Origin of the sequence: Actinoplanes utahensis (assembly GCF_016862455.1) — a bacterium.
Taxonomy (GTDB): Bacteria; Actinomycetota; Actinomycetes; order Mycobacteriales; family Micromonosporaceae; genus Actinoplanes; species Actinoplanes utahensis.
In genome coordinates, this window is the sequence record NZ_BOMZ01000081.1 from 1 (window position 1) to 25,263 (window position 25,263).

The following is a 25,263-nucleotide window of genomic DNA, read 5'->3' on the forward strand; positions in this document are numbered from 1 at the left end:
AATGACGACCAGCCGTATGAGTCGAGACGGCAGTGGCAGCCAGTGGTGACGACGTCACGGTGGTGCACGTCAGCTCCGGTCCGCACGACACGAGCGTCACCCTCGACCGGCCGGCGTTTCAGATCGTCCGGTCCGGCGCGACGGTCACGCCAATTCGTCACCAGCGCCGCCGGGGCGCTGGTCCGGGGCGTTCCGGTCCGCATCCGCGGCGGACGGGCGGCGCTCACCGTGCCCGCGCGGTCGGTGACGGCGTTCCTCATCGACGAGGTGCACGGCGTGGCTCGGGACGCGGCGCTCGTCCAGCCGGGGCGCGTCTATCGGTGGGTGCGTTTTTCACCGAGTGACCTGCGCGATAGGTGTCGATGTCTGTCTGTTGCGGTCGCCGATGACCGCTGCCCTGCCCTGCCCTGCGGCTTGCCGGGTTCTCGGGGGCTCCGGGCCCACGTGCGGTGCCCCCATACCCGACGGCGGCCCCGGTTCACCACGAGCGGGACTCCCGCGCCCGCCCTCGTGCGTGGGGGCGCCGCTCCCAGTGAACCGAGGCGACGAGCCGGGAACGCGACGGGCGAGGCGGTTGCCGCCGCAGGCTGGGACGTGGTGGCGCGGTGAATAGGTGTGGCCCGTGCCATATGAAGGTCTCATGGCTCTGACCGTGAGCGAACCGCCGCCGTCAAGCGCCCCGGTTGGCCTTGCCATCGAGCCGCAGCTCGGTGCTGGGGTCGCTGTGCGCGGTGCCGGTGCCGACGTGCTTGTCACTGATCGTCGTGCCGTTCTTGATCACGTGGACGAGGGCCATGGCGTGGCCTCGGCCGAGCGCATAGTCGTCCTTGAGCCACTGGACGATATCGTTCGCCTTGGTATCGGCGCTGTAGCCGCGCGTGTGTGCCTCGGCGACCAGGTCGGCCGGGATCTTGCCGGTCTTGACCTCGATCGCGTCGAGGTATGCCTGGAAGGACATGCTGGGCTCCTGCCTGTGGCGGATGTGAGGAACAGGATCGTAACGACGGGGTACGACTCTTTTCGGGTTCGCGTCATGGCGACCGGAGTCTTCCGTGGGAGGCTGCCCGGGTCGCTGAATGATCTGCGTGTTGGATGTCGATGTCTGCCTGTTGCGGTGGCTGATGACCGGTTGGTACGGGTTGGTCGACCGGTTTCGGTAGGGGGTGGGCGGGTGGATCGTGAGCAGATCTTGCGGTTGCTCGGTGAGCGGGAAGCGGTAGGCCGGGCTGAGGTGGCCAGGCTGGAGGAGGAAGCCGATCGGCTGGCGGTGTTGATCGAGGACTGCCGGCGGGAGGTCGATCGGCTCGCGGTCGCGCGGCGGAGGAGCCGCCGGGCGGGGTGCCGGCCGGTCATGACTTGCGCTTCGGCACCGACTTCGGCAGCGGCACCGGCGACGGCGCCGCCGCTGACCGCGGTGTGGTCAGCGGCCGAGGATCTCGACCTGGATCATTCCGCCCAGGGCGCCGGCGGGGCAGATCATGAACAGTGTCGTGACCAGGGCCAGGGCGATCCGTCGGGCGCGTTCCATGTCCGGGTTGAGGCGGTACACCGCCACCGCCGTGACCGACAGGCCGGGCAGCATCACCAGGTAGGAGTGCGGGCCGTTGGTGGTGCTGGTGACCGCGACCATGAGCACGAACCCGAGGGCGAGCAGCCACAGGTCGACGGGGCGGGGCGGCGCGACCTTCAGATCCGTCACGTCGATCTTCAGGGCACGGGCGATGTCGCCGCGGGTCCGTGCCGCCCGGACGTCCTCGGTGACCCGGATCAACTCACCGTCGATCACGCGGGCGTCCAGGTTCGCCAGGACGTGGTCCTTGTCCCGGTCGGTGACCAGGCGGCCGGCGAGCGCGGCGGCACGGCCGGCGTTCTCGGCGATCACCGGCCCACCCGAGGCGGCGTCGAAGTAGGACATCCGCTGGTTCCGCACGAAGACGAGGTCGTCGGCGCGCAGCGGCGTCTGCCCGGCGACGGCCCAGGCCGGACCGGAGCCGGTCCCGTCGATCCGCTGGAGGGTGATCCGCGAGTAGCCGCCGCCGAACGAGACCTTCTTGACCGCGTAGGTCTTCCAGTCGCGGTCGCGCCGGATGCCCGGCGGTTGCGCGGTGCTGAAGTCGTGGCGGCTCGGCGCCTGGCGGTCACCCGGGGTGGCGACGGGCGTGGCGCCGGTGTCGGTGCAGGGGTGTTTGGGCCACGGCGGCCCCAGGTCGTCGAAGAAGACGCGGCTGCCGTGCTGGTTGGCGTAGAAGTAGACCGACGCGCCGCACACCGGACAGCGGGCGTTCGGGCTGATCCAGCCGGCCACCGGCGTGCTGACGGTGGTGGCCCGCGGGATCGAGGCCGAGTAGGTGCGCCGGCGCGGTGGGGACCACCTGCCGGAGGATCGGTTCACGTCGTGGGTGTTGACCCAGTGCCGGGTGCCGTGGGCGCTGGTGCGCCAATGACCGCGGCGTTTGTACCTGGTCACCGGGCCGTCACCGATATCGCGTCGTGCATCGCCGGAGGATAGCCGGACTCGATATCAAAATCGCGGCCGGGAGGTTCAGCCTTCGCTCGGGAAGAGCACGGGACTCAGCAGATAGCGTCTCCGGTCCGGGCCGGCCGGGTTCGCCAGCCGCGCGACGATCGCCGCGCGCAACTCGGCGACCAGGGCGGTGAGCTCGTCGTCGGACAGCCAGAGCCCGTGCTGGCGGTAACCGACCGGGTCGCGGGACGGATCGGTGGTGTCCCGGTCCAGGTAGGCGCCGAACTCGGCGATCAGTGTCGCCATCGCGGTGGTGAACGCCTGCCGGTGGTCGTCCTTGGACATCGACCGGGCGGCCTCCGGGTCGATGCCGGCCCGGTGGTCGTGCAGCCGGTAATGCCGCTCGACGGCGCCGCGCACCCGGCGCTCCTCGACGACCTCCAGGATCCCGCCGGTCATCAGGGCCTCGACGTGCCGGTAGACCATCGCCTTGGACACGTCCGGCAGCAGCCCGCACAACTGGGCGGTGGTCAGGGTGCGGCCACCGCGCAGCGCGTGCACGATCCGCAGCCGCGCCGGGTGCCCCAGCAGTTCCATCGTGCTCATTCGCCGACGATCTCATACAGTGCTACCTTTCTCGTAAAGTGAGAAAGGTAGAGCTGGATATGACGATCGACCCGGTGGTGATCGCTCTCGACGTCGTCGAGATGGCCCGGCAGGAGCGCTTCACCGACATCGAGGCGCTGTTCGCCCCGCCGCTGCGCGCGGTCGTCTCCGCCGACACGATGCGGACCGCCTGGGCCGCCGAGCGGGCCCGCATCGGGTCGCCCTGGTCGGTCGGGCCGGCAGTGCCCGGACCGGCCGGTCCCGGCTGGACCCGGGTGGAGGTGCTGGTCGTCGGCGACCGCGCCGGGCACACCGTGACCGTGACGGTCGACGAAGCCGGACTGCTGCAAGGGCTGCGGATCGGGCCGCTGGCCAGCACGGCCTGGCGGCCACCCCGCTATGCCCGGCCCGGCCGGTTCCGCGAGCACGAGGTCACCGTCGGATCCGGCCCGCTCGCCGTCGGCGGCACCGTGACCCTGCCCCGCCGCCGCGGCCGCGTTCCGGGAGTCGTGCTGCTCGGCGGCGGCGGTCCGTTCGATCGCGACCAGAGCGTCGGCGCCGACAAGCCGCTCAAGGACATCGCCTGGGGCCTGGCCGGCCGGGGCGTCGCGGTGCTGCGGATGGACAAGGTCACCCACGACCGTCCGGAGCTGGCCTCAGCGCCCGGCCACACCATGGTCGAGGAGTACCTGCCGTCCGCCCTCGCCGCCCTCGACCTGCTGCGGCGGCAGCCCGGGGTGGCGCCGGACCGCGTCCACCTGCTGGGCCACAGCGGCGGCGGGCGCGCCGCACCCCGGGTCGCGGCGGCGGACGGCGCCGTCGCCGGGCTGATCATCCTGGCCGGTGACGCGGCCCCGCTGCCCCGAGCCGCCGTCCGGGCCGTCCGTCATCTCGCCGCCGGGCAGCCCGGCCCCGACGGCGATGCGGCGGTCGAGGCGATCACCCGGCAGGCGGCGCTCGCCGAGAGTCCTGGCCTGTCACCGTCGACACCCGCGGCCGAGCTGCCGTTCGGCTGGCCCGCCTCCTACTGGCTCGACCTGCGCGCCTACGACCAGGTCGCGACCGCCGCCTCGCTGGGCCTGCCGATGCTGATCCTCCAGGGCGGCCGCGACCACCAGGTCACCGTCGCCGACGACCTGGCGCTCTGGCGTGCCGGTCTGGCCGGCCGCCCCGGCGTCACCATCCGCGTCCACGACGACGCCGACCACTTCTTCTTCCGCCCGGGCGAGAAGGATCGGCATGTCGACCGCGCCGTGATCGCCGACATCGCCCGATGGCTCCAGCCGTCCCGCCTGCGCCGCTGGTTCGGCTGACAGTCAGGTGGTGGCGGACGGGTCCTGGACCATGAAGGAGCTGCGGGCGGTGAAGTCGTCGCCCTCGGGCTTGGCGATGTAGAGGCTGTCGTCGTCGCGCCGGTGGAGCAGGAATTCGGGATAGTTCTCGGACCGCAGCCGGAACGCGCCGGCGGCGGCGCCGGTCTCCGGGCAGAAGGTGGCGTCGGCGCGGAACAGATCACTGTCGTCGGAGGTGTCGAACCGCAGCCGGTAATCGAAATGCCGCAGGTAACGGCCGTCCTCGAGACGGAACGAGAAGCACGAGCCGTCGGCCAGGCCGGTGACCACGGACAGCCTCGTCGGGTCGGCCGGAGACATCTTGGCGAACTCGTTGCTCACCGTGAGGTAGGTGTTCGGGTCGCCGAGCGGGGACACCAGCCACTCGCCGGTGCTCAGCCGGGCCGGTGCCGGGTCCGCCGTGGACGGCTCCGGGGCGGCGGCGGTGGTCACGCTCGCCGGGGCGGTGGCGGCGGCAGCCGGTTCGTCGGGGCCGCCACCGATGCTCGACCAGGCGGTGTAACCCAGGATCAGGACGGCGACCGCGCCGGCGCCGACGATCGCCGGGATGATCCGGGGCAGGCGGCTCGGCGCGCCCGCTGTGACGTCCAGGCCGCCGCGGCCGTAGACGGTGCCGCCGCTGCGTGACGGGCCCTGGTCGGTCATCGGTTCGCTCCCTTCGATACCGGAGACCGGCCGGGGAAGGCCGGTACCCGGGCCGAAAGGTTACGTGGTCGCCGCGCTCCGCTCCAGCAGACCTCCGCCCGTACCACCGCAGGGTTGTCAAGGGGGAGACCGCGCGTCCCGGTCAGACCGTGGCGGCGAGCCCCGCCGGGGTGGGCTTGACCAGCCGCACCACGCCGTCGGTGCGGTTCGCGATCTCGTAGCCGCAGCTGCGGTAGAGGCCGATGTTGGCGTCGCTGGCGGCGCCGGTGAACAGGACGAGGCGGCGGATGTCCGGGCTTGCGGCGGCTTCGGCGGTACGCAGCAGCCAGCGGCCGAGCCCGTGCCCGCGCACGTCCGGCAGCACCCCGAGGCGCCCGATGTGCCAGTCGGCGCCGTCGGCGTGGGCGCGCACCATGCCCAGCAGCCGCCCGTCGCGCCACACCCCGGTGACCTCGTGATCCGCCAGCCAGCCGCGGACGTCCTCGATCGACTCGTGCAGCGCCGGATGCTCCAGGGTGTCGTTGCGGATGGCCTCCTCCACCCAGCAGCACCGTTGCAGGACGGTGACCTGCGGCGCGTCGTCCGGGGTGAGCCGCCGGGCGTACGACCCGGGCACCGGAGCGGGGGCCGCCCCGGCGCGCTCCCGCATCGGCCGCAGCGCGTGCGACAGCCGGACCAGCTCGTCGAGCATGCCGAGGGCCGCGCCGTCCGGGCGGGTCTCGTCACCGATCCGGATCGCCGCCGTGGCGCCGAGCGGGACCAGCCGCAGCGTGGTGACGACCTGCTTGGCGTGCTGGACCGCGCGGGTGCCGGCCGAGGTGTGGCCGTAACTGACGAAGCCCATCGGTTTCCACGCCCACTCGCGGCTCAGGTGGTCGAGGGCGTTCTTCAGCGTCGCCGGCATCCCGTGGTTGTACTCCGGCGTCACGGTGATGAACCCGTCCGCCCCCGCCACGGTCTCGCTCCACCGGCGGGTGTGCTCGTGCCGGTAGATCCCGGTCGACGGGTGTTCCTCCTCGTCGAGGAACGGCAGGTCCAGCGGGACCGCGACGATCTCGGCGCCCAGCTCGGCCGCCCTCGGTGTGATCGTGTCGACGAGCCACTGCCCGATGGACGGGCCGAGAGCGCCGGGACGGTTGCTGCAGATCAGCACGAGCAGTTTCGTTGACATGGAAACGAAGCGTAGGTGCTAGTTTGATTCCATGTCAACGAAATCGTCGGCGCGCTGGCTCGACGCGGACGAGGAGCGGGCCTGGCGCGCGTACCTCAGGATGGTCGTGGCCGTCCAGGCCGGCACCGCCGCCGACCTCGCCGAGGCGGGACTGTCCGAGCCCGACTACGAGGTGCTGAGCACGCTGTCCGAACGGCCCGGCCACACCGGCACGCTGCACGCGCAGGCCGACAAGATGGGCTGGTCCCGCAGCCGGCTGTCCCGGCACGCCACCCGGATGGAGGCCCGCGGGCTGCTGCGCCGCGAACCCGATCCGGCCGACGGCAGAGGCTGCCTGCTCGTCCTCACCGACCGAGGGCTCGAGGTGCTCGACAGTGCCGCGCCCGCCCATCTCGCGTCGGTGCGGCGGCACTTCGTCGACCGGCTCACCCCCGAGGACCTGGCCGCCGTCGAGCGGATCTCCGCCCGCCTGACCGGCCATGATTTGATGGCCGGGTGAATCTCACGGTTGAGGACGTGCCCGAGCGGGAGCGGTTCGAGGCGCGCGACGAGGCGGGCGAGCTCGCCGGAGTGGTCACCTATCAGGTCACCGGGCCGATCATCGTCTACACGCACACCGAGGTGGATCCCCGGTTCGAAGGGCAGGGCGCCGGGTCGGCGCTGGCCCGCGCGGTGATGGACGACGCCCGCCGCCGGAACCGGACGGTCGTGCCGATGTGCCCGTTCCTGAGCGGATGGCTCGACAAGCATCCCGAGTACGAGAAGCTGGTCGCGCGCTCCACCCGCAAGGTCAAATAGTCCGGTGCGCAAACCCCTCCCACCGCCTGCGGTGACCCTCTCTTCGCCGTTACCCCCGGTGACCCTGGCCCCGCCGTTGCCCGCGGTGACCTTGGCTCCGTCGCCGGCGGTGACCCTCGTCCCGCCGTTACCTGTGGTGACCTTGGCTCCGTCGCCGCCGGTGACCCTCGCCCCGCCGCTGCCCGCGGTGACCCTGGCCCCGCCGCCGCCGGCGGGTCCTCTCGCCCGGCTGGCGGCGGCTCTCGCCCCGCTGCTGGCGGTGGCGCTTGCCGCCGGCTGCTCGGCCAACCCGCTCGACACGGTGACCCGCACACCCTGGCACGGTGTCGACGGCGGCTGTCCCACACTCTCCGGCCGACAGTTGATCAGCTCGCAGCCCTTCGACAGCGCTGACAGCTTCAAGATCAATTGCGATTACGGTACGGGTGGAGCAGTCGACGTACCCGTCCGAATCATGATCGACCGTACGATCGCGGACAGCGCCGCCGATTACGAACTCAGCGAGAAAGCCGCCCGCGACTCCGGCCTCACCGTCGTCCCCCTGCCCGACGTCGGCGACCGCGCCATGCTGATCCTCGACCCGGCCGGCCGGCTGATCCCCGCCACCACCGTCCACGCCGAGACGATCTCCCGCAACGCCATCGTCACCGCGAAAATCACCACATCCACCCCGGTCACGGCCGATGCCGCCGCCCACGCCCCCACCGTGACCACCATCCTCACCGAAGCCCTGAAATCCCTTCAAACCGCCTGACGTGTACGCGCCAAACCCTCCCGCCCTCACCGCCTCACCTTCCCGCCAACCGTTTCCGGTTCCGGTTCCGGTTCCTTTTGCTCGCCAACCGTTTCCAGTTTCGTGCAACCGTTTCTTTGCTGGCTAACCGTTTCCGGTTTTGCGCGACCGTTTCGGGTTTCTCGTCACGCGCGGCGGGTGCGGACCGTCCGCCTGCCGACGCCGATTGCTCAGGTGCGCGAGCCGTCGCCGGGGCGGTTCTGAATGGTGGACGGGTGTGCTGGGAGAGCGGGTCGCAGTCAGTTGAGGAACGGGAATGGCCCCATTCGCCGTTCGCGATTCACTCTCCGCGATTCGCCCTTCGGGTCGAAAGTCTTGTGAGATCTTGATCGAGCACGTCCTTCTGCCCGCTTATGTTCATCAGGGTCAAATTCTCGGTGGGTTGAACCGCAATCGGCTTCCATTGCCGTGATCTTGAACGATTCGCCATCCGACCGATCCTTTCCCCAGTTGCCACACGGCCCGCTGCCGACCCCCGTAGCGCCCATCGTGATCTTGGGCGATTGCTCACCGGAAACGATGAAAGAGCGTTCAAGATCGTGGTGGTGGGAGGCCTGGGCGGGTCGGGCTGTCGAGTTCGGCTCGGCCGCCGATGGCTCGACGCGGGCGGCGTGAGGGTCGGGTGAAGGTTCAGTCCGGTGGCTCCCCGTCGCGCTGTCGCGATCTTGGACGATTGCCCACCGGAAACGATGGAAAATCGTTCAAGATCGCGGTAGGGCGGCCAGGTTTGACGCGGCAGCGCTGAGCGTTGGCTGCTTATCTCGATGGCCTCGACGCCCCTCCCGAACTGGAACGGCTCGCCGAACGGGCACTCCACCACGGCGACGAGATGACCACCGGAGGGAATGGTCATGTCGACCTTGGAGGGGGCCAGGGCTCGTCCGGCGACGAAAAGGACCGCTGAAGAAGATCCCGCGCACGTGGACGTGACGCGGGATCTCCTGCAGCGATCGGTGCGCGCGGTGGCCGGTGTGCCTGTGCTGGTCAGGAATGCCCGGCGTTGTGAGGTGGGAACGTGTCGTTGGCCGGAATGCGGGCCCGGCCGACGGGTGGCGGGTCATTGAGGTGGCCGAGACCGGCGGGCCGACCAGAATCGTCGGTGACATCGGCCAAGTCCACGGGACGAGCCAAGTGTGGGTTGGGCTGGACGTTGAAGTCGTGCCCGGCAGCGCCGATGGAGGCACCGTGTCCCGGCGAGCCGGCAATGGGGGTGGGGTGCAACCCGGAAGCGTTGGTGCCCGTGGTGGGAGCGCCGTGCCATGCAGGGGAAGCGCCGGTGCCGGTGGGGGGAGTGCCCTGCCATGCAGGAGGAGTGCCGGTGGTGGGAGTGCCGTGCCGTTCAGGGGAAGCGCGGGTGCTGGCGGGGGGAGTGCCCTGCCATGCAGGAGGAGTGCCAGTGGTGGGTGTGGCGTGCCGTTCAGGGGAAGTGCTCGTGCCGGTGGGGGCAGTGGGCTGCCATGTGGAGGTGGTGGGGCCCGGGGTGTGTGGGCCTCCGGTGGAGCCGTGGGCGGCGGCCGCGCTGGTGGTGGGGATGCCGGCGGCGCTGGGTGAGTTGCGGCGGGGGAGGCCGTCGATCAGTTCGTCGAGGCGTTTGATGTGGGAGTCGTCGGCGTCGGCGTAGTAGTCGGCGGGCCGGGTGGCGTCGTGGCCGCCGGGTCTGCCGAGGGCGCGCAGGATCGCGGTCAGGGCGGTGGCCAGGATCAGGTTGACCAGCAGGGCGGCGACGCCGACGTAGATGGTGCGGCCGTCGCCGATCGGCCAGCTGGAGCCGCCGAAGTGTTCGGCGACGACGCGGCCGGTCGCGTCGCGTTTCGGGATCAGGTAGAGCATGCCGACGCCCACGGTGAGGCCGGTGATCAGTCCGGTCATCAGGGCGGCGCGGTGGAACCAGCCGGTCATCAGGCCCAGGACGGCGGCCGGGATGGTCTGCAGGATGATCACGCCGCCGATGAGTTGCAGGTCGACGGAGAATTCCGGATCGATCGCCAGGATCAGCGCGGCCGCGCCGAACTTGACGATCAGCGACACCCAGCGGCTCACCTTCGCCTCGGTGGCGGGGGAGGCGTTCGGGCGCAGGTAGGGGCGGTACAGGCTGCGGGTGAAGGCGTTCGCGGCGGCGATCGACATGACGGCGGCGGGGATCAGGGCGGCGACACTGAGTGCGGCGTACGCGACCCCGGCCGACCAGCTCGGAAAATACTCGTGGATCATCCGCGGGATCACCGTGTTGAGGTCCCTGTCGACCGGGGTCACGCCCTTGGCCAGCGCGAAGAAGCCGAGCATCGCCATCAGTGCCAGGGCGAGACAGTAGATGGGCAGGGCCGCGGCGTTACGGCGTACCGTCGCCCGGTCTTTTGCCGCAAGCATGCCGACGAGCGCGTGCGGATAGGCGAAGATGGCCAGCGACGAGCCGATGACCAGGGTGAGGAATCCGAGGTGGCCGGTGTCGGGCAGCACCAGGCCGTCGACGGTGGACGGGGTGGCGGCGAAATGCGCCTCGGCGACCCGGAAGGTGTGGTCCCAGCCGCCGTACATCGCCACCATGATCAGTGCGGTGAGCAGCATCCACGCCATCAGCACGTCCTTGAGCACCGACAGCAGGGCGGGCGCCCGCAGGCCGGACCGGAACGTGCAGATCGACACCACGGAGACCGCGGCGAGCAGCGGCCATTCGCCGCCGAAACCGACCGTGCGCAGGACCGCTTGGAGAGAGAGGAGCTGCACGGCGACGTACGGCATGGTGGCGAGGATGCCGGTGATCGCGACCGCCGCGCCGAGGCCGGGTGAGCCGAACCTGGCGCTCGTGAACTCGCTGTGGGTGAGGTATCCGTGCCGCCGCGCGACCGACCAGGCCCTCGTGGTGAGGACGAACGTCAGCGGCGTCGTGATGATCGCGAACGGGACGGCGAAGAAGCCGATCACACCGACGCCGTAGGTGAGAGCCGGTACGGCGATGAACGTGTACGCGCTGTACATGCTCCCGCCGATCAGGAACCAGGTGGTCCAGTTGCCGAAGGCCCGGCCGCCGACACCCCACTCCTCCAGCGAGTGCGGGTCCTGCGGGGCACGCCAGCGGGCGGCTCCGAAACCGAGCAGCACCATGCCGGTCATCAGGACGGCGAAGACGCCGACCTCGACGGCGCGGTCACTCATGGGGCTCCTCGCGGGTGAGGAGGTGCACCGCCGTGATCACGACGATGGCGAACAGCGCGCAGGCGAACTGGTACCAGAAGAAGAACGGAACGCCCAGCAGGGTGGGCTCGATCCGGTTGGTGAAAGGCGTGAGAAGCGGTGCGGTGGTCGGCAGGACGAGCAGCCACTGCCAGTGCCGGGAACGGCGGGCGGGTGTTGCCATCGGACTCCCTGTCGCGAATCTTGGGGCCGCACCATAAGCATTGATCGATGAGTTACGCCACGGTTACGTGTAAACGTGCGACACCTGTCTCAGCACGCCGTCAGAAGCGCCCGCGCGGCCCGCTGCGCCATGTCCAGATCGGCCGGATGACCGGCGACCAACTCGCCGTACAGGGCCGATTCGATGATCCGCACGTACAGGTAGGCGAGGTCCGGACCGGCGTCGGTCAGCCCGACCTCCTGGAAGATCTCGTGCTGGGCGGCGACCACCCGCTCGGTCAGGCCGCCGGCGCTGGTCAGCAGGATCCGCGCGGCCGCCTCCGGCTCACCGGCGAGGAACCGGCGGAACGGCTCGGCCGACAGCAGCGCCGCCGTGAACCGGTGGGTGACCTCGATCGCGCCGTCCACCCCGGCGCGGGTCCGCTGCCGCCGGGCGTCGGCGAGCGTCTGCTCGGCGAGACGCCACAGCACCTCGCCGAGGAGACGGTCCCGGCCGCCGGTCACCCGGTACATCGTGGCGCGGCTGACACACATCTCGGCGGCGAGCCGTTCCATGTCGACGGTGCCGTGCCGCAGGAAGAAACGGCAGCCGGCCCGGGCCACCTCGTCGTCGCTGACCACCCGGCGGACGCTCATCCGATGCACGGTACGACATGAGCGTCGATGTTCGTCACCCGTCGGTTCGGCGGTGTTCCGACAGTTCCAGATCGATGAAAGCGGTGATCATGGCGCGGTAGACGCTCTCCACCACGTCGGGGGAGGCGCCGGCCTCGGAGGCGAGCCCGCGAACCTTGCTGATCACCTGCTCGACCCGGGCCGGTGCGCGGACCCCCTGCTCGTCGGCCTTGAAGCCGGCGGCCCGGCGCACCTGTTCCTCCCGGACGGCCAGCAGGGCGACCACCTGCGCGTCGATGGCGTCGATCCGGCGGCGGACATCGGCGAGGGAGTTCTCCGGCGTGGGAATCATCAGCCCATCCTGACAGTGATCCACTAATCTGTGCCGATGCCACCACCGGGTCTCTTCGACGTCGGCCTGGATCTGGGCGACCGCCGGCTATCTCCGGCACCTCGAGGGCGAACAGGCGCGGCAGCGGCCGCATCACAGCGCCGGCTGACCACCCATCCGTGCCACCTTGCGGCCCGGGCGGGTGTCGGCAGTGGAGCGGCCGGGCAGTGTGCACCTCATGCAGAAGAACGTGATCCGCTTCGCCGCCTCCGCCACGCTCCTGGCACTCCCGCTGGCCGGGTGCGACTCCACTCCGGCCGCCACCGGCGCCTCGCCGCCCGTGCAGAGCCAGGCCGTGCCGGGGCAGTCCGCCGCCGCGTCGGCCGCCCCGTCGCCGGAGGACAACGGCATCCCGGCCGAGGCGCTGCTGCAGCCGGCCGACACCGGCGGGGCGGAGGCGGGCAAGCTGGCGGAAGGGGAGTTCGCGCATGTGCGGCCGCTGCGCCCGTGCGGGGACGCCCGTTACCCCAGCGACGCCAGCCGAACCGACGCGGTCGCCATGCGTTACCTCATCCCGGGCGAGCAGGCGGGCAGCGTGCCCGCCGGTGTCGTGGTCGAATTCGTCGGCAGGCACCGTGCGGGCGGGGCGGCCGAGCAGTTCACCGACATCAAGGCGGCGATCGCCAAGTGCCCGGGCGGGCTCGGCAAGGGCCAGCACAAGTGGGAGATCGTCAAGTCCGACGATGGCTTCATGGTGGTGCGGATCAGCCAGAAGTACAGCTACGCCGACGAGGCGCCGGCGACGGTCAGCACGTTCGCTGCGGTGTCCCGCGTCGGTGAGGCGATCGTCGTGGTCACCGACAACGGCTGGGAGAACTCCGGCGGCGATCAGGCCCTGGTCGAGGACCTGATCGCCAAGGCGGAGAAGCGGGCCGAGGTGATCGGCTGACGACGGCGCCCCGCGTGCCGCCCGGGCGGCCGGGCGAGACCGAGCGGCCGGGCGAGACCGAGCGGCCGGGCGAGACCGAGCGGCAGCCTGGTGATCAGGCGACGCAGAACTCGTTACCGGACGGATCCCGCAGGACGATCCACTCGTGGCCGTACTCGGCGTGCTCGGACAGGTATTCCGCACCGAGGTCGACCAGGCGTTTCACCTCGGCGGCCCGATCATCGGCGGTCAGGTCGAGGTGGCACCGGTTCTTGGCCGTCTTACCCTCGTCCACCTTGAGGAACATCAGCGTGGGGCCGGCGTCGGCGGACCCGATGGTGGCGAAATACGGGTTGGCACCGTCGTCGACCGGCTTGCGCAGCACCTGCGACCAGAACCCGGCGAGCGCTGTGGCGTCGGCGCAGTCGAACGTGATGTTGGCGATGGCGAGCATGTTCACTCCTGAACGGTGATGGGCCAGCAGATCTCGGTGCGGTAGTCCTGGTCGGAGGCGGTCTCGCCGGGGCCGAGCAGGTAATTCTCACGGACCCGGCCGGCGATCGCGTGACCGCTGCCGGCCAGCCAGACGCCGAGCGACCGATAGCCGGCCGACATGTCCGCGTAAGGCCCGGTGAACTCGGCGATGGCGAACCGGCCGCCCGGCAGCGTCTCCGGGCCGCCGGCGGCCGGGACGAACGCGGTCACGGGGCTGGGGCCGTCCTGATACTCCACCGGGAACAACGCGCCCGGCGGCCCGGCCGCCCGATGACGGCCGAGCAGCACGAACGCCTCGCCGAGGAAACCTGGGAACTCCTCTTCGGTGACCTCCCGGGTGATCGTGTAAGCGGTGAACGACGGCAGCGTCCGCTCGGTCACGGTCGCCGGGGTCACCGCGGCGGGGTCGTCGAGCAGGCCCTCGGTCAGGTGCAGGACGTGCTCGATGTGCGCCTGCCGGGCCAGTGTCCGCTCCCGGTGCTCGGCCAGCACCCGCCGGGTCACCGCCGGATCACGGGCGGCCAGGACCTCCCGGATCGCGGCGAGCGGCACATCCAGCTCCCGCAGGCTCCGGATCACCGCGGCGTCGCCGAACTGGGCCACCCGATATCCCCGATAGCCGGTGCGTGGATCCACCACGGCCGGCTCCAGCAGGCCGGACTCGTGATAGGCGCGCAGCGTGTTGGCGGAGATCAGCGTCGCCCGGGAGAACGCGCTGATCGGCAGAAGGTCGTCCACGCGTTCCAGTCTCAACCTTCGCCCGGGGCGAAGGTCAAACCCGGGTGTGTTCCCTCAAGCCACCCGATCTCGGAAACACGCCTCAGCCCACTCCCGGAACCTCGTGGGGGAACGTCCCAGCACGTCACGGACATGATCGGTGAGGACGGCGTTGTGCCCGGCGCGGGCCCAGGCGGACCCGAGGACGGCTTCCGGCGGCAGCCCGGGAACGCTGTCGACCGCGGTGGTGGCGACGGGCCGCCCGATCACCTCCGCGAGGATGCCGGCCTGCTCGGGAACGCTCAGCAGCTCCGGCCCGGTCAGCGTGTACGTCCGGCCGTCGTGGCCCGGTCCGGTGAGCGCGGCCGCGGCCACCGCCGCGATGTCGGCCGGGTCGATGACACCCTGCCTGCCGTCGCCGGTCAGGTTCGGCACCGGCTGTCCGGCCCGGATCGCGCCCGCCCAGTGCAGGGTGTTCGACGCGAAACTCGACGGTCGCAGAATCGTCCAGCTCAGGCCGCTGTCCCGCACCGCCTCCTCGGCCGCCAGATGCCACGCCCCGACCGTGGCGCCGGCGAACTCCTCACCCGTGCCGATCGCCGACAATTTCACCACCGTCGCGACGCCCGCCTCCCGTGCGGCGTCCAGCAGATCACGATCGAAACCCGGCCCGGGTACGGGCGGAGCCGTCAACAGGAACACCGCCCGCACCCCGGCCACCGCTCGGCGCAGCGAAACGGGATCGGTGAAGTCGGCGTACGCCACCTCCACCCCGGCCGGAAGCGGGCCGGATCCTCCCCGGGTCATCGCCCGGACCGGATGCCCGCCGTCGTGGAGCAGTCGCGTCAGATGGCGGCCGACAGTGCCGGTCGCGCCGGTTACCAGAATCATGACGATCACGGTTCCAGGACGGCGGGCCGCCGGCCTTGGAGATTTCGGCACGGATCGATAATGGGCAGATGGATGCTCTCGGACCGTGGTTCTCGGCTGTCACCATCGGTGCCCCGCTCGATCTCCACCGGCTGCCGGCCGTCGTCGAGGAACCCGATCACGCGACGGTCCTGACCTGGCGTCTCGGGTCCGCCGAGCCGGACGACATCGTGATCCTGGGGCCCCGGACCCGGGCCGGCTACCGCACCGTCCAGCCCGGGCGGAACTGCGCGCAGCTGCGGTTCCGTCCCGGCCGCGCCGCCGAGCTGCTCGGGGTGCCCGCGCGGGAGCTCACCGACCGGGCCGTTCCCGCCGCCGACCTGGACAGCGAGCCGTTACGGGACCTGGTCCGGCGGATCGTCCGGACCGGCCCCGACGCGGACCGGCTGCGCACGCTGGCCAGGGCGCTGCCCCCGGCCGGGCCGCGGGACTGGCGGTCCCGGCTGGTCGCCGAGGCCACCGCGCTGCTGCCGGGCGAACGGGTCGGCGCGGTGGCACGCCGCCTCAACGTGAGCGAACGGCATCTGCGGAACCTGTTCGCCGACCGGGTCGGGCTGGCGCCGGCGACGTACGTACGCATCGATCGCCTCCGCATCGCCCTCGCCGGGATGGACCGCAAGCTTCCCGCGCTCGCCGCGGAGGCCGGCTACTACGACCAGTCGCACATGAACGCCGATTTCCGGCAACTGATGGGCACCACCCCGCACGCCTTCGCGACCGGTCGCTGGCCCGCCGCCGCAACCTGTTCCGCCTGAAACCGCGGCACTTCGCAAACCATTTCACGGTACGGGCCACGCCGGTCCCGTGACCCGCGGCGGCCACGGCGGGCGTCCCCTCACGGCCGTCTCCCGGTGCGGCTCATGCATGCCCGTCCCGGTCACCCCGGCCGCACAAGGACCGCAACCGGCTCCGCCGCGCTAGTGCGGGAACATTCGGGGGATGCGGGGGGAGACCTCCTCGCGGAACGCCGCGATCCGGGTGATCACCTGGCGGCGGCCGACGGTGTTCTCGATCCGGTCCAGGTAGAGGCAGCGGGCGGCGAGTTTGTCCAGGTCGACGGTGAAGTAGACGGCCATCAGCGGATTGACGAACAGCGGGCTGCCGGCCGTACGCCGGGTGAACTGGACGTCGCCGAACTGGCCGCTCGTCGCCGCGGCGATCTGGCCGTTGACGATGCTCGGCCGTTCCGGGGTGGCGGCGGCCGCGTGCGCGACCGCGTCCCGGTAGAGCTCGGCCTCGCGGCTGCCGCCCGGAATCGACAGGGCGCCCAGGTAGCCGCCCTCCCGGTCCAGGGCCGCCAGGTTCTCCAGCACCTGCACGTGGTTGACGCCGTGGTACGCGTCGATGCCGAACCCGAGACTCGTCACCAGCTTGATCGGCAGGTCGATCCCGGCGACCGCGCCCACGCTGGTCATGTCCTCGACCGGGGTGCCGAGGCTGTTCTCGTCGCCGCGCATCAGGATGTCGGTGCCGCCGTCGACCAGCACGATCGCCTCGATGTCGTGACGGTCGATCAGGTAGCGGTAGCCGTCGCGGAGGGTCTGGACGCCCAGGGGCGGGAAGGCGTAGACCGTCGAGGGCAGGTCGTGGGCGGCCAGCCAGCGGGCCAGCGCGTGCTCCGGGAAGTACCAGTCCGGGCTCTTCGAGGCCGGGGTCACCTCGACCACCTGCTCGGTCACCCAGCACTCGTGGTCGACCAGCTCCAGCTCGGAGAAGGAGAGGTTCGCCAGATGCACCTGTACGCCCTGGTCCCACAATGCCAGGGCCAGCGGCAGACCGGCGTAGACGTCGAAACCGCCGCCCGCGCCGGCGATCAGCACACGGCGGGCCGGCTCCAGTGCGGCGAAAAGCGGGGGAGTGCTCAGCTTCGTCACTCGGCAATGATCACCTATGCGGGTGACGGCAATCGATGCAAGTCGGTCTTTCGGTAGTATTGACGGACAGTGTTAGCCTCGCTCGCTGGCAAGATCAATTCCAGCGACAGGCACCCGCGGGTCCCTCCGGCCGGTGCAGAGGTATTCATGTCCGACAAATCCGCAACGCCGTCGCCCGGCGGCGTTCCGTCCGACCGGCAGCCGACCCCCGACGAGACCACCGCGACGATCACCGCCCACGCCGGCCACGAAGAGGCGACGGCGGCGATCCCGTCCGCTCGCTCCTCCTCGGACGAAACGGCGGTGGCGATTCCGTCCGCCTCGGATGGGGCCACCGCGCCGTTGCCCACCGGCGCGGCGTCGGACGAGGTGACCACGCTGATCCCGTCTCCTCGTTCTTCGGTGGAGGCGGCTTCGGTGCTGCCGGACGCTGCCTCTTCGGAGGAGGTCACCGCGGCGTTTGATGCCGGCGCCTCTTCGGGCGAAGCCACCACGGTGATCCCCACTCCCCGTCCCGTGTCGGACGAGGCGACCACGGTGATCCCGTCTCCCGGCTCGCCGGTGGAGTCCGCTCCGGCGTGGGCCGATGACGTCCCCCCTGATGAGGTCGTCGCAGTGTCGGCTGGTGACGGTTCTGCTGATGAGGTGACCGGGGTGCCGGCTGGTGACGGCTTCTCCGGCGAGGTCACCGAGGCGCTTGCCGTCGGCGGCTCTTCTGACGAGGTCACCGAGGCGCTGCACGGTGACACCTCCTCCGATGAGGCCACAACGGTGCTGGCTGCCGGCGTCCCGGTCGACGGAGCCGCGGCGGCGGACCCGGTCGTCGGCCGGTCGGCTGACGACACCGAGGCGACGCCTGCCGACGAAGCCACGATCGCGATTCCCATCGGTGGGACCTCTGACGAGCGCACCGTGGCGTTCCCTGCCGGGAGCCTGTCCGACGAGCGCACGGTGGCGATCCCTGCGGGTGACGTGTCCGGCGAGCGCACGGTGGCGATCCCTGCGGGTGACGTGTCCGGCGAGCGCACGATGGCGATCCCTGCCGCCCTCGCCGACGAGGCGACGGTCGCGATTCCCGCCGGCGGCCTCTACGGTGGGCGCGCCGGAGCAGGGGGGACCTCTGTGCCGGCCGAGCCCGCGCCCCGCGGCACCGTCACTCCGCCGCCTGCTGTCGTGCCTACCGCCGCCCTGGCGCCGGCCGCGCCTCCGGTTGCGGCACGTCCCGCTGCTGCACCTCCTACTGCCGCACCTCCTGTGGTGCCTCCCCCGGGCGGGTCCGTCTACACCGCGACCGGTGGTGGGGCTGTGAGCCGGCGCCGGCTTCTGCTCGGCGCCGCCGGGGTGACCGGGGTGGCGCTGGCGGCTGCGGCTGTCGCCCTGGGGTCGTCGCCGGACGAGGTCCCGCCGCCCGTCGCCGCCGGGTCGACGCCGCCGCCGTCGCCCGCGACGACTCGGTCCCGGGAGCCGGAGAGTGCGCCCGTCCCCGTGCCGGTGGCGGTTCACCAGCCGATCAAGACCCTCGGGGAGTACGTGAAGGCGAGCGGCAAGCCGGCGTTCCCCTCCGACGCCATCGCTCTGACCATCGACGACGGCCCGCATCCGGTGTGGACGCCGAAGATTCTGAAGTTGCTGGACAGGCTGCAGATCCCGGCGCTGTTCTGCATGATCGGCAACCAGGTGCTCGGGCACGAGGACGTCGCCAAGCTGGTCACCGGGGACGGGCACCAGCTGGCGAATCACACCTGGAGTCATCCGCTGCATCTCGGGGGCAAGCCGTCTAACGTCACTCAGAACGAGATCCGCAAGGCCCAGTCGAAGATTCACAAGACGACGGGGCAGACGCCGACGCTGTTCCGGTCGCCTGGTGGTGACTGGTCTCCGCGGCTCCTGAAGGACATCGCGAAGGCCGGGCTGCTGCCTCTGGACTGGAGCAATGATCCGCGGGACTGGGAGCGTCCGGGCGTACCCGCGATCAAGCAGCGGATGCTGTCCGCCCGCCCGGGCCAGATCCTGCTCTGTCACGACGGCGGCGGCGATCGTTCACAGACGTACGCGGCCCTGAGCGCCGTCCTTCCCGTTCTCAAGGCGCGCGGCCTGCAGTTCGTGGCGCTGTAGTACCGGTTCGGAGGATCACCACGCCGGGTGGCCCCGCGTTGCTCGCCGGACACGGCGACCGCGGGGCGGGTCCGGGCATGCATGAGCGGCACCCGGCGGGTGGCGGTGAGGGAACGCCTGCCGTGGCCGCCGCGAGTCACGGGACCGTGGGTGGCCCGTACCGAATGATCGCCTGTCTCGCTCCTCCGAGGCCGGAGCCGGTTCTCCGCTCGGGTGCGGAGCATGGCGCCCGGGGCCGGCTGTCGTTGGTCCCGCAGCCGACCGGCCCGGCTCGAAGCCCGGCGGAGGAGCCGCCGCGGCGGTGACCGGTCTGCGGTGACCGGTTGCCGGTGGCCGCCCGGATGCCGATGGTGTTCCGCTCGCCGGGGTGCAGGGCCCGGCATCGGCGTACGGTCCGGCGGAGTCGGGCACGCGTTGCCGCGGCCTGGCAGGATCAGCGAGCGACGTGCCCACCGTGCGGGTCCCGAAGTCCGTGCAGGAGAAGGTCATCGCGGTGCACGAACTGGCCGCCGACCAGGCAGTGGCGTAGGGGTGGAGTGTCGTCAGCCGAACCAGGCAACGAGTCGTACGCCGTCGTCTCCGAAGCGTTGTGCCAGCGTTCGCATGACGGCGAAGAAGCACGTCGTTGCGGGTCACCTGTTTGTACGTGAGTGTGGTGCTGCCGTCGTGGCCGCAGAGGGGGCCGGGGCCGATCCCGGGCCGGTCCTGGCTGCAAGGCATCCTGTCCGTGCCGCACCTCGGGATCGGCTGGGACGCTGGGACGCGCCCGCCGGTGGATTCGGCGGGCGCGTGCGGAGCGGTTCGGTCAGCGGATCTCGTGGCGGTCGATCAGGCCGTCGTCCAGCGGGATGGCGTCGGCGCGGAACGGGGTGACCGCAGTGGTGGGCACGCCGGCCCAGCGGCGCAGGGTGGCGGTGGCCGCCGCCGCGTCGTCCGGGTTCAGCCGGGCGATGTTGGCGCCGTGGTTGGCGCCCGGGGCGACGTACAGGGCCGAGTCACGCTTGCTGGGCGTGAAGCGCTCGGCGCCCCACGGGTCGTTCTGGCCGTAGATGAACAGCATCCGCTCGGAGGCGGTACGGACCCACAGGTCGATGTCGATCATCGGGATCGGGTTGTGGAGGCGGCGCAGCTCCTTGGGCAGCTGCGAGTTGGCGGTGTAGATGCCGGGGTGGTTGCGCAGGCCGCGGAGGTGCTCGAAACGCAGGCTGGGCCAGCCGAGCTGGGAGGCGGCCTGGTAGTAGTACGGCCAGTAGTACTCCAGGGCCTGGTCGGTGTAGAAGCTCCACCCGGCCACCGTGTCGATCCAGGAGTACAGCTCCTCGTCGGTTGCCGTCGCCGGAGGCACCGACGCGCAGTCGGCGACCGTGCTGTACTGCCAGAACGCCCACACCGAGTCCAGCACCGTCAACTCGAACGAGCGGTCGGCCGTGCCGACGGTCCGGCTGAACGTCCAGCCCTGCTCGGCGGCGTCCGCCTCCAGCCGCGGCACCAGCGTGGCCCGCCGCTTCAGCGCCTGGATCTGCACGTTGTCCAGGGCGGCCCGGCACTCCGGGGTGGCCACGGTGTCGAAGAACCTGTCGTACGCCCGGTCCTCCGGGTTGATGACGTCGTTCGGCGCCACGTACGCCACCACGCCGTCCACGTCCCGCGGGTAGAACCGCCGGTGGTAGACGGACGTCATGCCGCCCTTGCTGCCGCCGGTCTGGATCCACTTCGCGGAGTAGACCTTCTTGAAGGCGCTGACGATCCGGTGTTCGTCGGTCGCCTCCTGCCAGATGTTCAGATCCGACCAGTCGGCCGGAGCCGGCCGCGACGGGGTGAAGAAGCGGTGCTCGACCGACAGCTGGTTGGCGTTGAGCAGCGCCGTCGGCTCGGTCTGGGTCGGCCGCGGGCTGGCGGCCAGGCCGTACCCGCTGGTGAACAGCACCGTCGGGGCGGCCGTGTCGCGGTGCAGCAGGGTGAGCCGCTGCTCGAAGGTGCCGTCGCCGGGGCGGCGGTGGTCGGCGGGCTGCCGGTAGGTCAGCACGAAGAACCGGTAGGTGGCGCCCGCGGTCTCGGAGACCACGGTCAGGCCGGGGATCGCCTTCAGCTGGTCGAGCAGAGGGTCGTCCACGGCGCGTGCGGGAGTGGCGGGCGATAGCACCACCAACAAGGAGGCGAGGACTGCCAGTATGCGAATCTTCACGCCCGCCACGATATCGACGATCGGTGATAACCCGTTAGTGGAAAACGCCCGGCACATCGAGAACGTGATCGATGGAGTGTCGCGGCGCGGGCCGGCCGTGGGGATCAGGGCAGGGTGGCAGGCCGAGACCGCCGCGGCTCTCCGGGGCGACTCGTCGCCGTGGGTCTGGCAGGTCGCGACGATCATCGCGCCGGTGCCCATCCCGGTGCCGCCCACCTTGCGGCCCTTGTCGGCGCAGTACGGCGACGGTTTTCCGGAGAGATAGGCGGGGGTGGCGTGGAGACTCACTGAGCGCGGAGATGTGCGGGATGGCACGGGAGGTGGCACGGTTGATCTATGGTGCGGCGCATGACCGCCGTACTCGAGATATCAGGCCTGCGAAAGACCTATCGCAGCCGTAAAGGTGTCCGCAATGCGCTGGACGGCTTCGACATGGTCGTGGAAGCCGGGCAGGTGCACGGATTCCTCGGGCCCAACGGCTCCGGCAAGACCACCACCCTGCGTACGCTGCTCGGGCTGATCCGCCCCAACGACGGCCGGATGGCGATCCTCGGCCAGGAGGTGCCGCGGCGTCTGCCGCAGGTGGCCGGACAGGTCGGCGCGATCGTGGAGAGCCCGCAGTTCTTCGGCAACTTCACCGCGAAGGACACGTTGAGCCTGCTCGCCGACGCGGGGAACGTGAACCGTTCCCGGGTTCCGGCCGTGCTGGACCTGGTGGGGCTGCGGGACCGGGCCGGCGAGCGGGTGAAGACCTATTCGCTCGGCATGAAGCAGCGTCTGGCGGTGGCGTCGGCGCTGCTCAAGGAGCCGAAGCTGCTGATTCTGGACGAGCCGGCGAACGGTCTGGACCCGGGCGGCATCCGGGAGATGCGCACGCTGATGCGGGACCTGTCGGCGTCCGGGATGACGGTGCTGCTGTCCAGTCACATCCTCGGCGAGATCCAGCTGATCTGCGACTCGGTGACGATCATCTCGGCGGGCCGCCGGGTGACCTCCGGTTCGGTCGCCGAGGTGCTGGCCTCGCACACGTCCGGCGCGGTCCGGGTGCGGCTGGAGCAGGGCGGCGATCTGTTCGGCGCGGCGCAGGTGCTGCGCGAGGCGGGCGCGCAGGTGACCCTGGAAGCCGACTACATGGTGGTCGGGAACGCGTCGAACCCGGCGCTGATCACCAGACTGCTGGCGCAGCGCGGGGTGTACGTCAGTGAGCTGACCCCGATCGCCGCCGACCTCGAGGACGTGTTCCTGGAACTGACCGGCACCGCGCCGGTCGAAGGGCAGAACCGGCAGGTCGACGAGTCGGCGCTGGGCGCGGGCCGGAACGGGTGGGGACAGTGAGTCTGGCGAAAGCGGAATCCCGGCGGCTGTTCAAACGCCGTTTCACCTCGCTGATCCTGATCGGTGTGATGCTGGTGCTGGCGCTGGTCGCGGCCGGCACGTTCCTCAGCAACCAGAAGGCCACTCCGGAGCGGATCGCGGAGGCGAAAGCCCAGGCGGCGGCGAGCTTCCAGTCGGCGGTGCAGGAGGCGGAACGGGAGAAGAAGCGGTGCCTCGCGGCGCCGGGCACCCCGGACGCGGCGAACTACCCGGCGGACTGCACGCAGATGTGGACGCCGACGCCGGAGGAGTTCGACTACACCTGGTACATGCCGCCGACGTTCGACATGCGCCAGAACTTCCCGGACATGATCATGGTGTTCGCGGTGGTGCTGGCCGCGGCGGCGTTCCTGGTCGGAGCGTCCTTCGTGGGTTCGGAGTGGCACAGCGGCGGGATGATGAACCTGCTGCTGTGGCGACCGCGGCGGTTGCAGGTGCTGGGCACCAAACTGACCGTCTTCCTCGGCTGGTTCACCGGGCTGACGCTGCTGCTCGGCGCCGCGTGGGCCGGGGCCTTCCAGGCGATCGCCCTTCTGCGCGGCTCCACCGAGAAGATGACGGCGGGTGTGTGGCAGTCGTTCGGCCTGACCGGGCTGCGCGGGCTGGGACTGATCCTGGCGGCCGGTGCGATCGGGTTCGCGCTGGCGTCGCTCGGCCGGCACACCGGCATGGCGCTGGGCGCGCTGATCGGGGTCGGGGCCGTGCAGATCGGGGTCTTCATCATGGCCCAGCTGGGTGGCGCCGCCTACCCGGAGGCGTACCTCGGGCCGCTCTGGGCCTACGCCTGGATGGTCAAGGAGGTTCCGCTGGAGAACATGAGCTCCTGTGACTTCTCGGCGAACGGCGGCTGCAAGCCGGAGATCTTCACGATGACGTGGCAGGTGGCGGGCACCGGCTTCGCCATCGTGACGGTGCTGGTGGTGGGCGCCGCGCTGTGGGCGCTGCGGCGCCGCGACATCAGCTAGGCGGGACGGGATGGTCGCGCCCGCACCGGCGCGACCATCCACCGCGCCGGCCGGCTCAGCTGACGGCGATGGCGGCGGCGGGGCAGACCGCCGCCGCGTTGCGGACCGCCTCCTGGTCCTCGTCGCCCGGGGTCTCCTCGAGCAGGATCACCACGCCGTCGTCGTCGCGCTGGTCGAACACTCGGGGCGCGGTCATCACGCATTGACCTGCACCGATGCACATCTCCTGGTCGACGGAGACCTTCACGGGACCCTCCGATGATCATTTTGGGGTGATTGCCACCTACTCGTCCCGCCCGTACGGTACCAAGTAATCAACCGTTTATCTCCTGGGAGGCGGCATGCTCGACTATCCGTTCACGCCCCCGACCGCGGTCGACCCGCCGGCCGAATGGCAGGAGCTCCGTGAGAAATGCCCGGTGGCGCACGTCCGCAAGCCCGACGGCAGCGAGGCGCTCCTGCTCACCCGCTACGACGACGTCCGCCTGATGATCACCGACCGCCGGTTCGTGCGGAACACCCCGGCCGGCGGCGAGGCCATGGCCGCCCGGATCGCGTTCATGAACGACGAGCAGGAGCACATGCGCTGGCGGCGGCTGCTGAGCCGCTCGTTCACCGCCAAGCGGATGACCGCCCTGGAGCCGGGCATCCGGCGGATCGCGCACGAGCTGATCGACGAGATGACCCGCAAACCGCCACCGGCCGATCTGCGGACCGCGCTCGGCTTCCCACTGCCCGTCTACGTCATCTGCGACCTGCTCGGCGTGCCCGCCGCCGATCGGGAGAGGTTCGCCCACTGGTCCGACCGGTTCCTCAACCTCAGCGCCTTCACCGCCGACGAGGTCCGGCAGTCTGGCATCGAGATGTGGACCTACATGCACGCCCACGTGCTCGGCAAACGCGAGAACCCGGGCGACGACCTGCTGTCCGAGCTGATCACCGTCGCCGGCTCCGAGGATGGCCGGCTCACCGAGGAGGAGGCGGTCTTCACCGGCCAGGCGCTGCTGGTCGCCGGCCACGAGACCACCGCCAACATGATCGGCAAGATGGCCGCCATGCTGCTGGCCCGGCGTGAACGCTGGGACCGGCTGCTGGCCGACCCGGCCCTGGTCCCGACCGCCGTCGAGGAGGTGCTGCGATACGACACCAACCTCGGATTCGGCACGCACCGGCTCGTCACCGAGACCGTCGAGATCGCCGGCACGGTCGTCGAGGCCGGCACCACCGTCCTGTCCTCGATGCCGTCGGCGAACCGTGACGAGCGGATCTTCACCGACGCCGACCGGATGGACCTGGCCCGCTCACCCAACCCGCACCTGACCTTCGGCGCCGGCCCGCACTCCTGCCTGGGCCAGTCCCTCGCCCGCGTCGAGCTGCGCGCCGTCCTGTCCGTGCTCCTCGAACGCCTGCCCACCCTCGACCTGGCCGTCGGGGTCGAGGACCTGCGCCGCCGCGAGGGCCTGCTGGTCGGCGGCCTCGAGGCGGTTCCGGTCCGCTGGTGACACACACGGTGGGCCCGGCCCCGTCCGGACCGAGCCCACCGCGTCGTCA

General features: G+C 70.9%; 27 protein-coding genes. 11 read left to right on the forward strand and 16 right to left on the reverse strand.

What is annotated here, in order from left to right; all coding sequences use genetic code 11:
* The 4 genes from Aut01nite_RS27705 to Aut01nite_RS27720 form a co-directional block, all read right to left on the reverse strand.
* On the reverse strand, positions 1-260 hold a 260-nt coding region (locus tag Aut01nite_RS27705; protein WP_204037708.1), incomplete at its 3' end, for a hypothetical protein.
* Between the two features lie 410 nt (positions 261-670).
* The gene (locus Aut01nite_RS27710) at positions 671-958 is read right to left on the reverse strand and encodes a DUF4287 domain-containing protein (RefSeq protein ID WP_043523952.1); all 288 of its coding nucleotides are present in this window, start codon (positions 956-958) and stop codon (positions 671-673) included.
* A 462-nt stretch (positions 959-1,420) separates the two neighbouring features.
* The gene (locus tag Aut01nite_RS27715; protein WP_043523953.1) at positions 1,421-2,467 is read right to left on the reverse strand and encodes a hypothetical protein; all 1,047 of its coding nucleotides are present in this window, start codon (positions 2,465-2,467) and stop codon (positions 1,421-1,423) included.
* A gap of 75 nt (positions 2,468-2,542) precedes the next feature.
* Entirely contained in the window at positions 2,543-3,070 is a 528-nt protein-coding gene (locus Aut01nite_RS27720) for a helix-turn-helix domain-containing protein (RefSeq protein WP_043523955.1), read from the reverse strand.
* A gap of 59 nt (positions 3,071-3,129) precedes the next feature.
* Here Aut01nite_RS27720 and Aut01nite_RS27725 point away from each other — a divergent pair, with 59 nt between their 5' ends.
* A complete protein-coding gene (locus Aut01nite_RS27725; RefSeq protein WP_043523957.1) occupies positions 3,130-4,383 on the forward strand; it encodes an alpha/beta hydrolase family protein in 1,254 nt (417 codons plus the stop codon).
* Positions 4,384-4,386: 3 nt separating this feature from the next.
* Here Aut01nite_RS27725 and Aut01nite_RS27730 read toward each other — a convergent pair whose 3' ends face one another.
* Together Aut01nite_RS27730 and Aut01nite_RS27735 are read right to left on the reverse strand one after the other, a co-directional pair.
* Positions 4,387-5,067 (reverse strand): AbfB domain-containing protein, encoded by a 681-nt coding sequence (locus Aut01nite_RS27730; RefSeq protein ID WP_043523959.1) that lies wholly within the window; start codon positions 5,065-5,067, stop codon positions 4,387-4,389.
* A 142-nt stretch (positions 5,068-5,209) separates the two neighbouring features.
* Entirely contained in the window at positions 5,210-6,238 is a 1,029-nt protein-coding gene (locus Aut01nite_RS27735; protein ID WP_043523961.1) for a GNAT family N-acetyltransferase, read from the reverse strand.
* 31 nt (positions 6,239-6,269) lie between these two features.
* On the opposite strand from Aut01nite_RS27735, the gene Aut01nite_RS27740 reads away from it, so the two are divergent.
* From Aut01nite_RS27740 to Aut01nite_RS27750, 3 genes are all read left to right on the forward strand, one after another.
* Positions 6,270-6,737, forward strand: coding sequence for a MarR family winged helix-turn-helix transcriptional regulator (locus tag Aut01nite_RS27740; RefSeq protein ID WP_043523962.1), 468 nt, complete (start codon positions 6,270-6,272; stop codon positions 6,735-6,737).
* Entirely contained in the window at positions 6,734-7,036 is a 303-nt protein-coding gene (locus Aut01nite_RS27745; RefSeq protein ID WP_043523964.1) for a GNAT family N-acetyltransferase, read from the forward strand. The genes Aut01nite_RS27740 and Aut01nite_RS27745 overlap by 4 nt, the downstream gene beginning before the upstream one ends.
* Before the next feature lie 136 nt (positions 7,037-7,172).
* Positions 7,173-7,790 carry a hypothetical protein gene (locus Aut01nite_RS27750; RefSeq protein ID WP_152628591.1) on the forward strand — a complete coding sequence of 206 codons (618 nt, stop codon included), beginning with the start codon at positions 7,173-7,175 and terminating at the stop codon, positions 7,788-7,790.
* A 1,023-nt stretch (positions 7,791-8,813) separates the two neighbouring features.
* Here Aut01nite_RS27750 and Aut01nite_RS44425 read toward each other — a convergent pair.
* The 4 genes from Aut01nite_RS44425 to Aut01nite_RS27770 form a co-directional block, all read right to left on the reverse strand.
* Positions 8,814-10,982 carry a sodium:solute symporter family protein gene (locus tag Aut01nite_RS44425; protein WP_268871693.1) on the reverse strand — a complete coding sequence of 723 codons (2,169 nt, stop codon included), beginning with the start codon at positions 10,980-10,982 and terminating at the stop codon, positions 8,814-8,816.
* Positions 10,975-11,184, reverse strand: coding sequence for a DUF3311 domain-containing protein (locus tag Aut01nite_RS27760; RefSeq protein ID WP_043523968.1), 210 nt, complete (start codon positions 11,182-11,184; stop codon positions 10,975-10,977). Before Aut01nite_RS27760 ends, Aut01nite_RS44425 begins: the two co-directional genes overlap by 8 nt.
* An 89-nt stretch (positions 11,185-11,273) precedes the next feature.
* Positions 11,274-11,819, reverse strand: a complete 546-nt coding sequence (locus tag Aut01nite_RS27765) for a QsdR family transcriptional regulator (RefSeq protein ID WP_043523969.1) — start codon at positions 11,817-11,819, stop codon at positions 11,274-11,276.
* A gap of 34 nt (positions 11,820-11,853) precedes the next feature.
* Positions 11,854-12,150 (reverse strand): chorismate mutase, encoded by a 297-nt coding sequence (locus Aut01nite_RS27770; RefSeq protein WP_043523971.1) that lies wholly within the window; start codon positions 12,148-12,150, stop codon positions 11,854-11,856.
* A 217-nt stretch (positions 12,151-12,367) separates the two neighbouring features.
* Between Aut01nite_RS27770 and Aut01nite_RS27775 the strand changes: the two genes are divergently transcribed.
* A complete protein-coding gene (locus Aut01nite_RS27775) occupies positions 12,368-13,078 on the forward strand; it encodes a hypothetical protein (RefSeq protein ID WP_204037710.1) in 711 nt (236 codons plus the stop codon).
* A 94-nt stretch (positions 13,079-13,172) separates the two neighbouring features.
* Here Aut01nite_RS27775 and Aut01nite_RS27780 read toward each other — a convergent pair whose 3' ends face one another.
* From Aut01nite_RS27780 to Aut01nite_RS27790, 3 genes are read right to left on the reverse strand one after another with little or no spacing between them, the layout of a single operon-like run.
* Positions 13,173-13,511 (reverse strand): VOC family protein, encoded by a 339-nt coding sequence (locus Aut01nite_RS27780; RefSeq protein WP_043523974.1) that lies wholly within the window; start codon positions 13,509-13,511, stop codon positions 13,173-13,175.
* 2 nt (positions 13,512-13,513) lie between these two features.
* Entirely contained in the window at positions 13,514-14,290 is a 777-nt protein-coding gene (locus Aut01nite_RS27785; RefSeq protein ID WP_043523975.1) for a MerR family transcriptional regulator, read from the reverse strand.
* A gap of 54 nt (positions 14,291-14,344) precedes the next feature.
* Positions 14,345-15,160, reverse strand: a complete 816-nt coding sequence (locus Aut01nite_RS27790; RefSeq protein WP_043524120.1) for an NAD(P)H-binding protein — start codon at positions 15,158-15,160, stop codon at positions 14,345-14,347.
* A gap of 68 nt (positions 15,161-15,228) precedes the next feature.
* On the opposite strand from Aut01nite_RS27790, the gene Aut01nite_RS27795 reads away from it, so the two are divergent.
* Positions 15,229-15,954 (forward strand): helix-turn-helix domain-containing protein, encoded by a 726-nt coding sequence (locus Aut01nite_RS27795; RefSeq protein WP_043523976.1) that lies wholly within the window; start codon positions 15,229-15,231, stop codon positions 15,952-15,954.
* Positions 15,955-16,116: 162 nt separating this feature from the next.
* Here Aut01nite_RS27795 and Aut01nite_RS27800 read toward each other — a convergent pair whose 3' ends face one another.
* A complete protein-coding gene (locus tag Aut01nite_RS27800; RefSeq protein WP_043523977.1) occupies positions 16,117-17,073 on the reverse strand; it encodes a DUF1152 domain-containing protein in 957 nt (318 codons plus the stop codon).
* Positions 17,074-17,220: 147 nt separating this feature from the next.
* Between Aut01nite_RS27800 and Aut01nite_RS27805 the strand changes: the two genes are divergently transcribed.
* On the forward strand, positions 17,221-19,188 hold the full coding sequence (locus tag Aut01nite_RS27805) for a polysaccharide deacetylase family protein (RefSeq protein ID WP_052163472.1): 1,968 nt from the start codon (positions 17,221-17,223) through the stop codon (positions 19,186-19,188).
* Between the two features lie 805 nt (positions 19,189-19,993).
* Here Aut01nite_RS27805 and Aut01nite_RS27810 read toward each other — a convergent pair.
* Complete coding sequence (locus Aut01nite_RS27810) at positions 19,994-21,373, reverse strand: S28 family serine protease (protein ID WP_043524122.1); 1,380 nt, start codon at positions 21,371-21,373, stop codon at positions 19,994-19,996.
* Between Aut01nite_RS27810 and Aut01nite_RS27815 the strand changes: the two genes are divergently transcribed.
* The 3 genes from Aut01nite_RS27815 to Aut01nite_RS27825 all read left to right on the forward strand — a co-directional run bounded on the left by Aut01nite_RS27815 (position 21,360) and on the right by Aut01nite_RS27825 (position 23,712).
* Positions 21,360-21,638 carry a hypothetical protein gene (locus Aut01nite_RS27815; RefSeq protein ID WP_152628592.1) on the forward strand — a complete coding sequence of 93 codons (279 nt, stop codon included), beginning with the start codon at positions 21,360-21,362 and terminating at the stop codon, positions 21,636-21,638. The two genes, Aut01nite_RS27810 and Aut01nite_RS27815, sit on opposite strands and share 14 nt — an antisense overlap.
* Before the next feature lie 83 nt (positions 21,639-21,721).
* Positions 21,722-22,708 carry an ABC transporter ATP-binding protein gene (locus Aut01nite_RS27820; protein ID WP_043523979.1) on the forward strand — a complete coding sequence of 329 codons (987 nt, stop codon included), beginning with the start codon at positions 21,722-21,724 and terminating at the stop codon, positions 22,706-22,708.
* Positions 22,705-23,712, forward strand: coding sequence for an ABC transporter permease subunit (locus Aut01nite_RS27825; protein WP_043523980.1), 1,008 nt, complete (start codon positions 22,705-22,707; stop codon positions 23,710-23,712). The genes Aut01nite_RS27820 and Aut01nite_RS27825 overlap by 4 nt, the downstream gene beginning before the upstream one ends.
* Positions 23,713-23,767: 55 nt before the next feature.
* Here the strand turns inward: Aut01nite_RS27825 and Aut01nite_RS27830 are convergent, their stop codons facing one another.
* The gene (locus Aut01nite_RS27830; RefSeq protein WP_043523981.1) at positions 23,768-23,959 is read right to left on the reverse strand and encodes a ferredoxin; all 192 of its coding nucleotides are present in this window, start codon (positions 23,957-23,959) and stop codon (positions 23,768-23,770) included.
* 94 nt (positions 23,960-24,053) lie between these two features.
* On the opposite strand from Aut01nite_RS27830, the gene Aut01nite_RS27835 reads away from it, so the two are divergent.
* On the forward strand, positions 24,054-25,214 hold the full coding sequence (locus Aut01nite_RS27835; protein WP_043523982.1) for a cytochrome P450: 1,161 nt from the start codon (positions 24,054-24,056) through the stop codon (positions 25,212-25,214).
* Positions 25,215-25,263 lie beyond the last annotated feature (49 nt).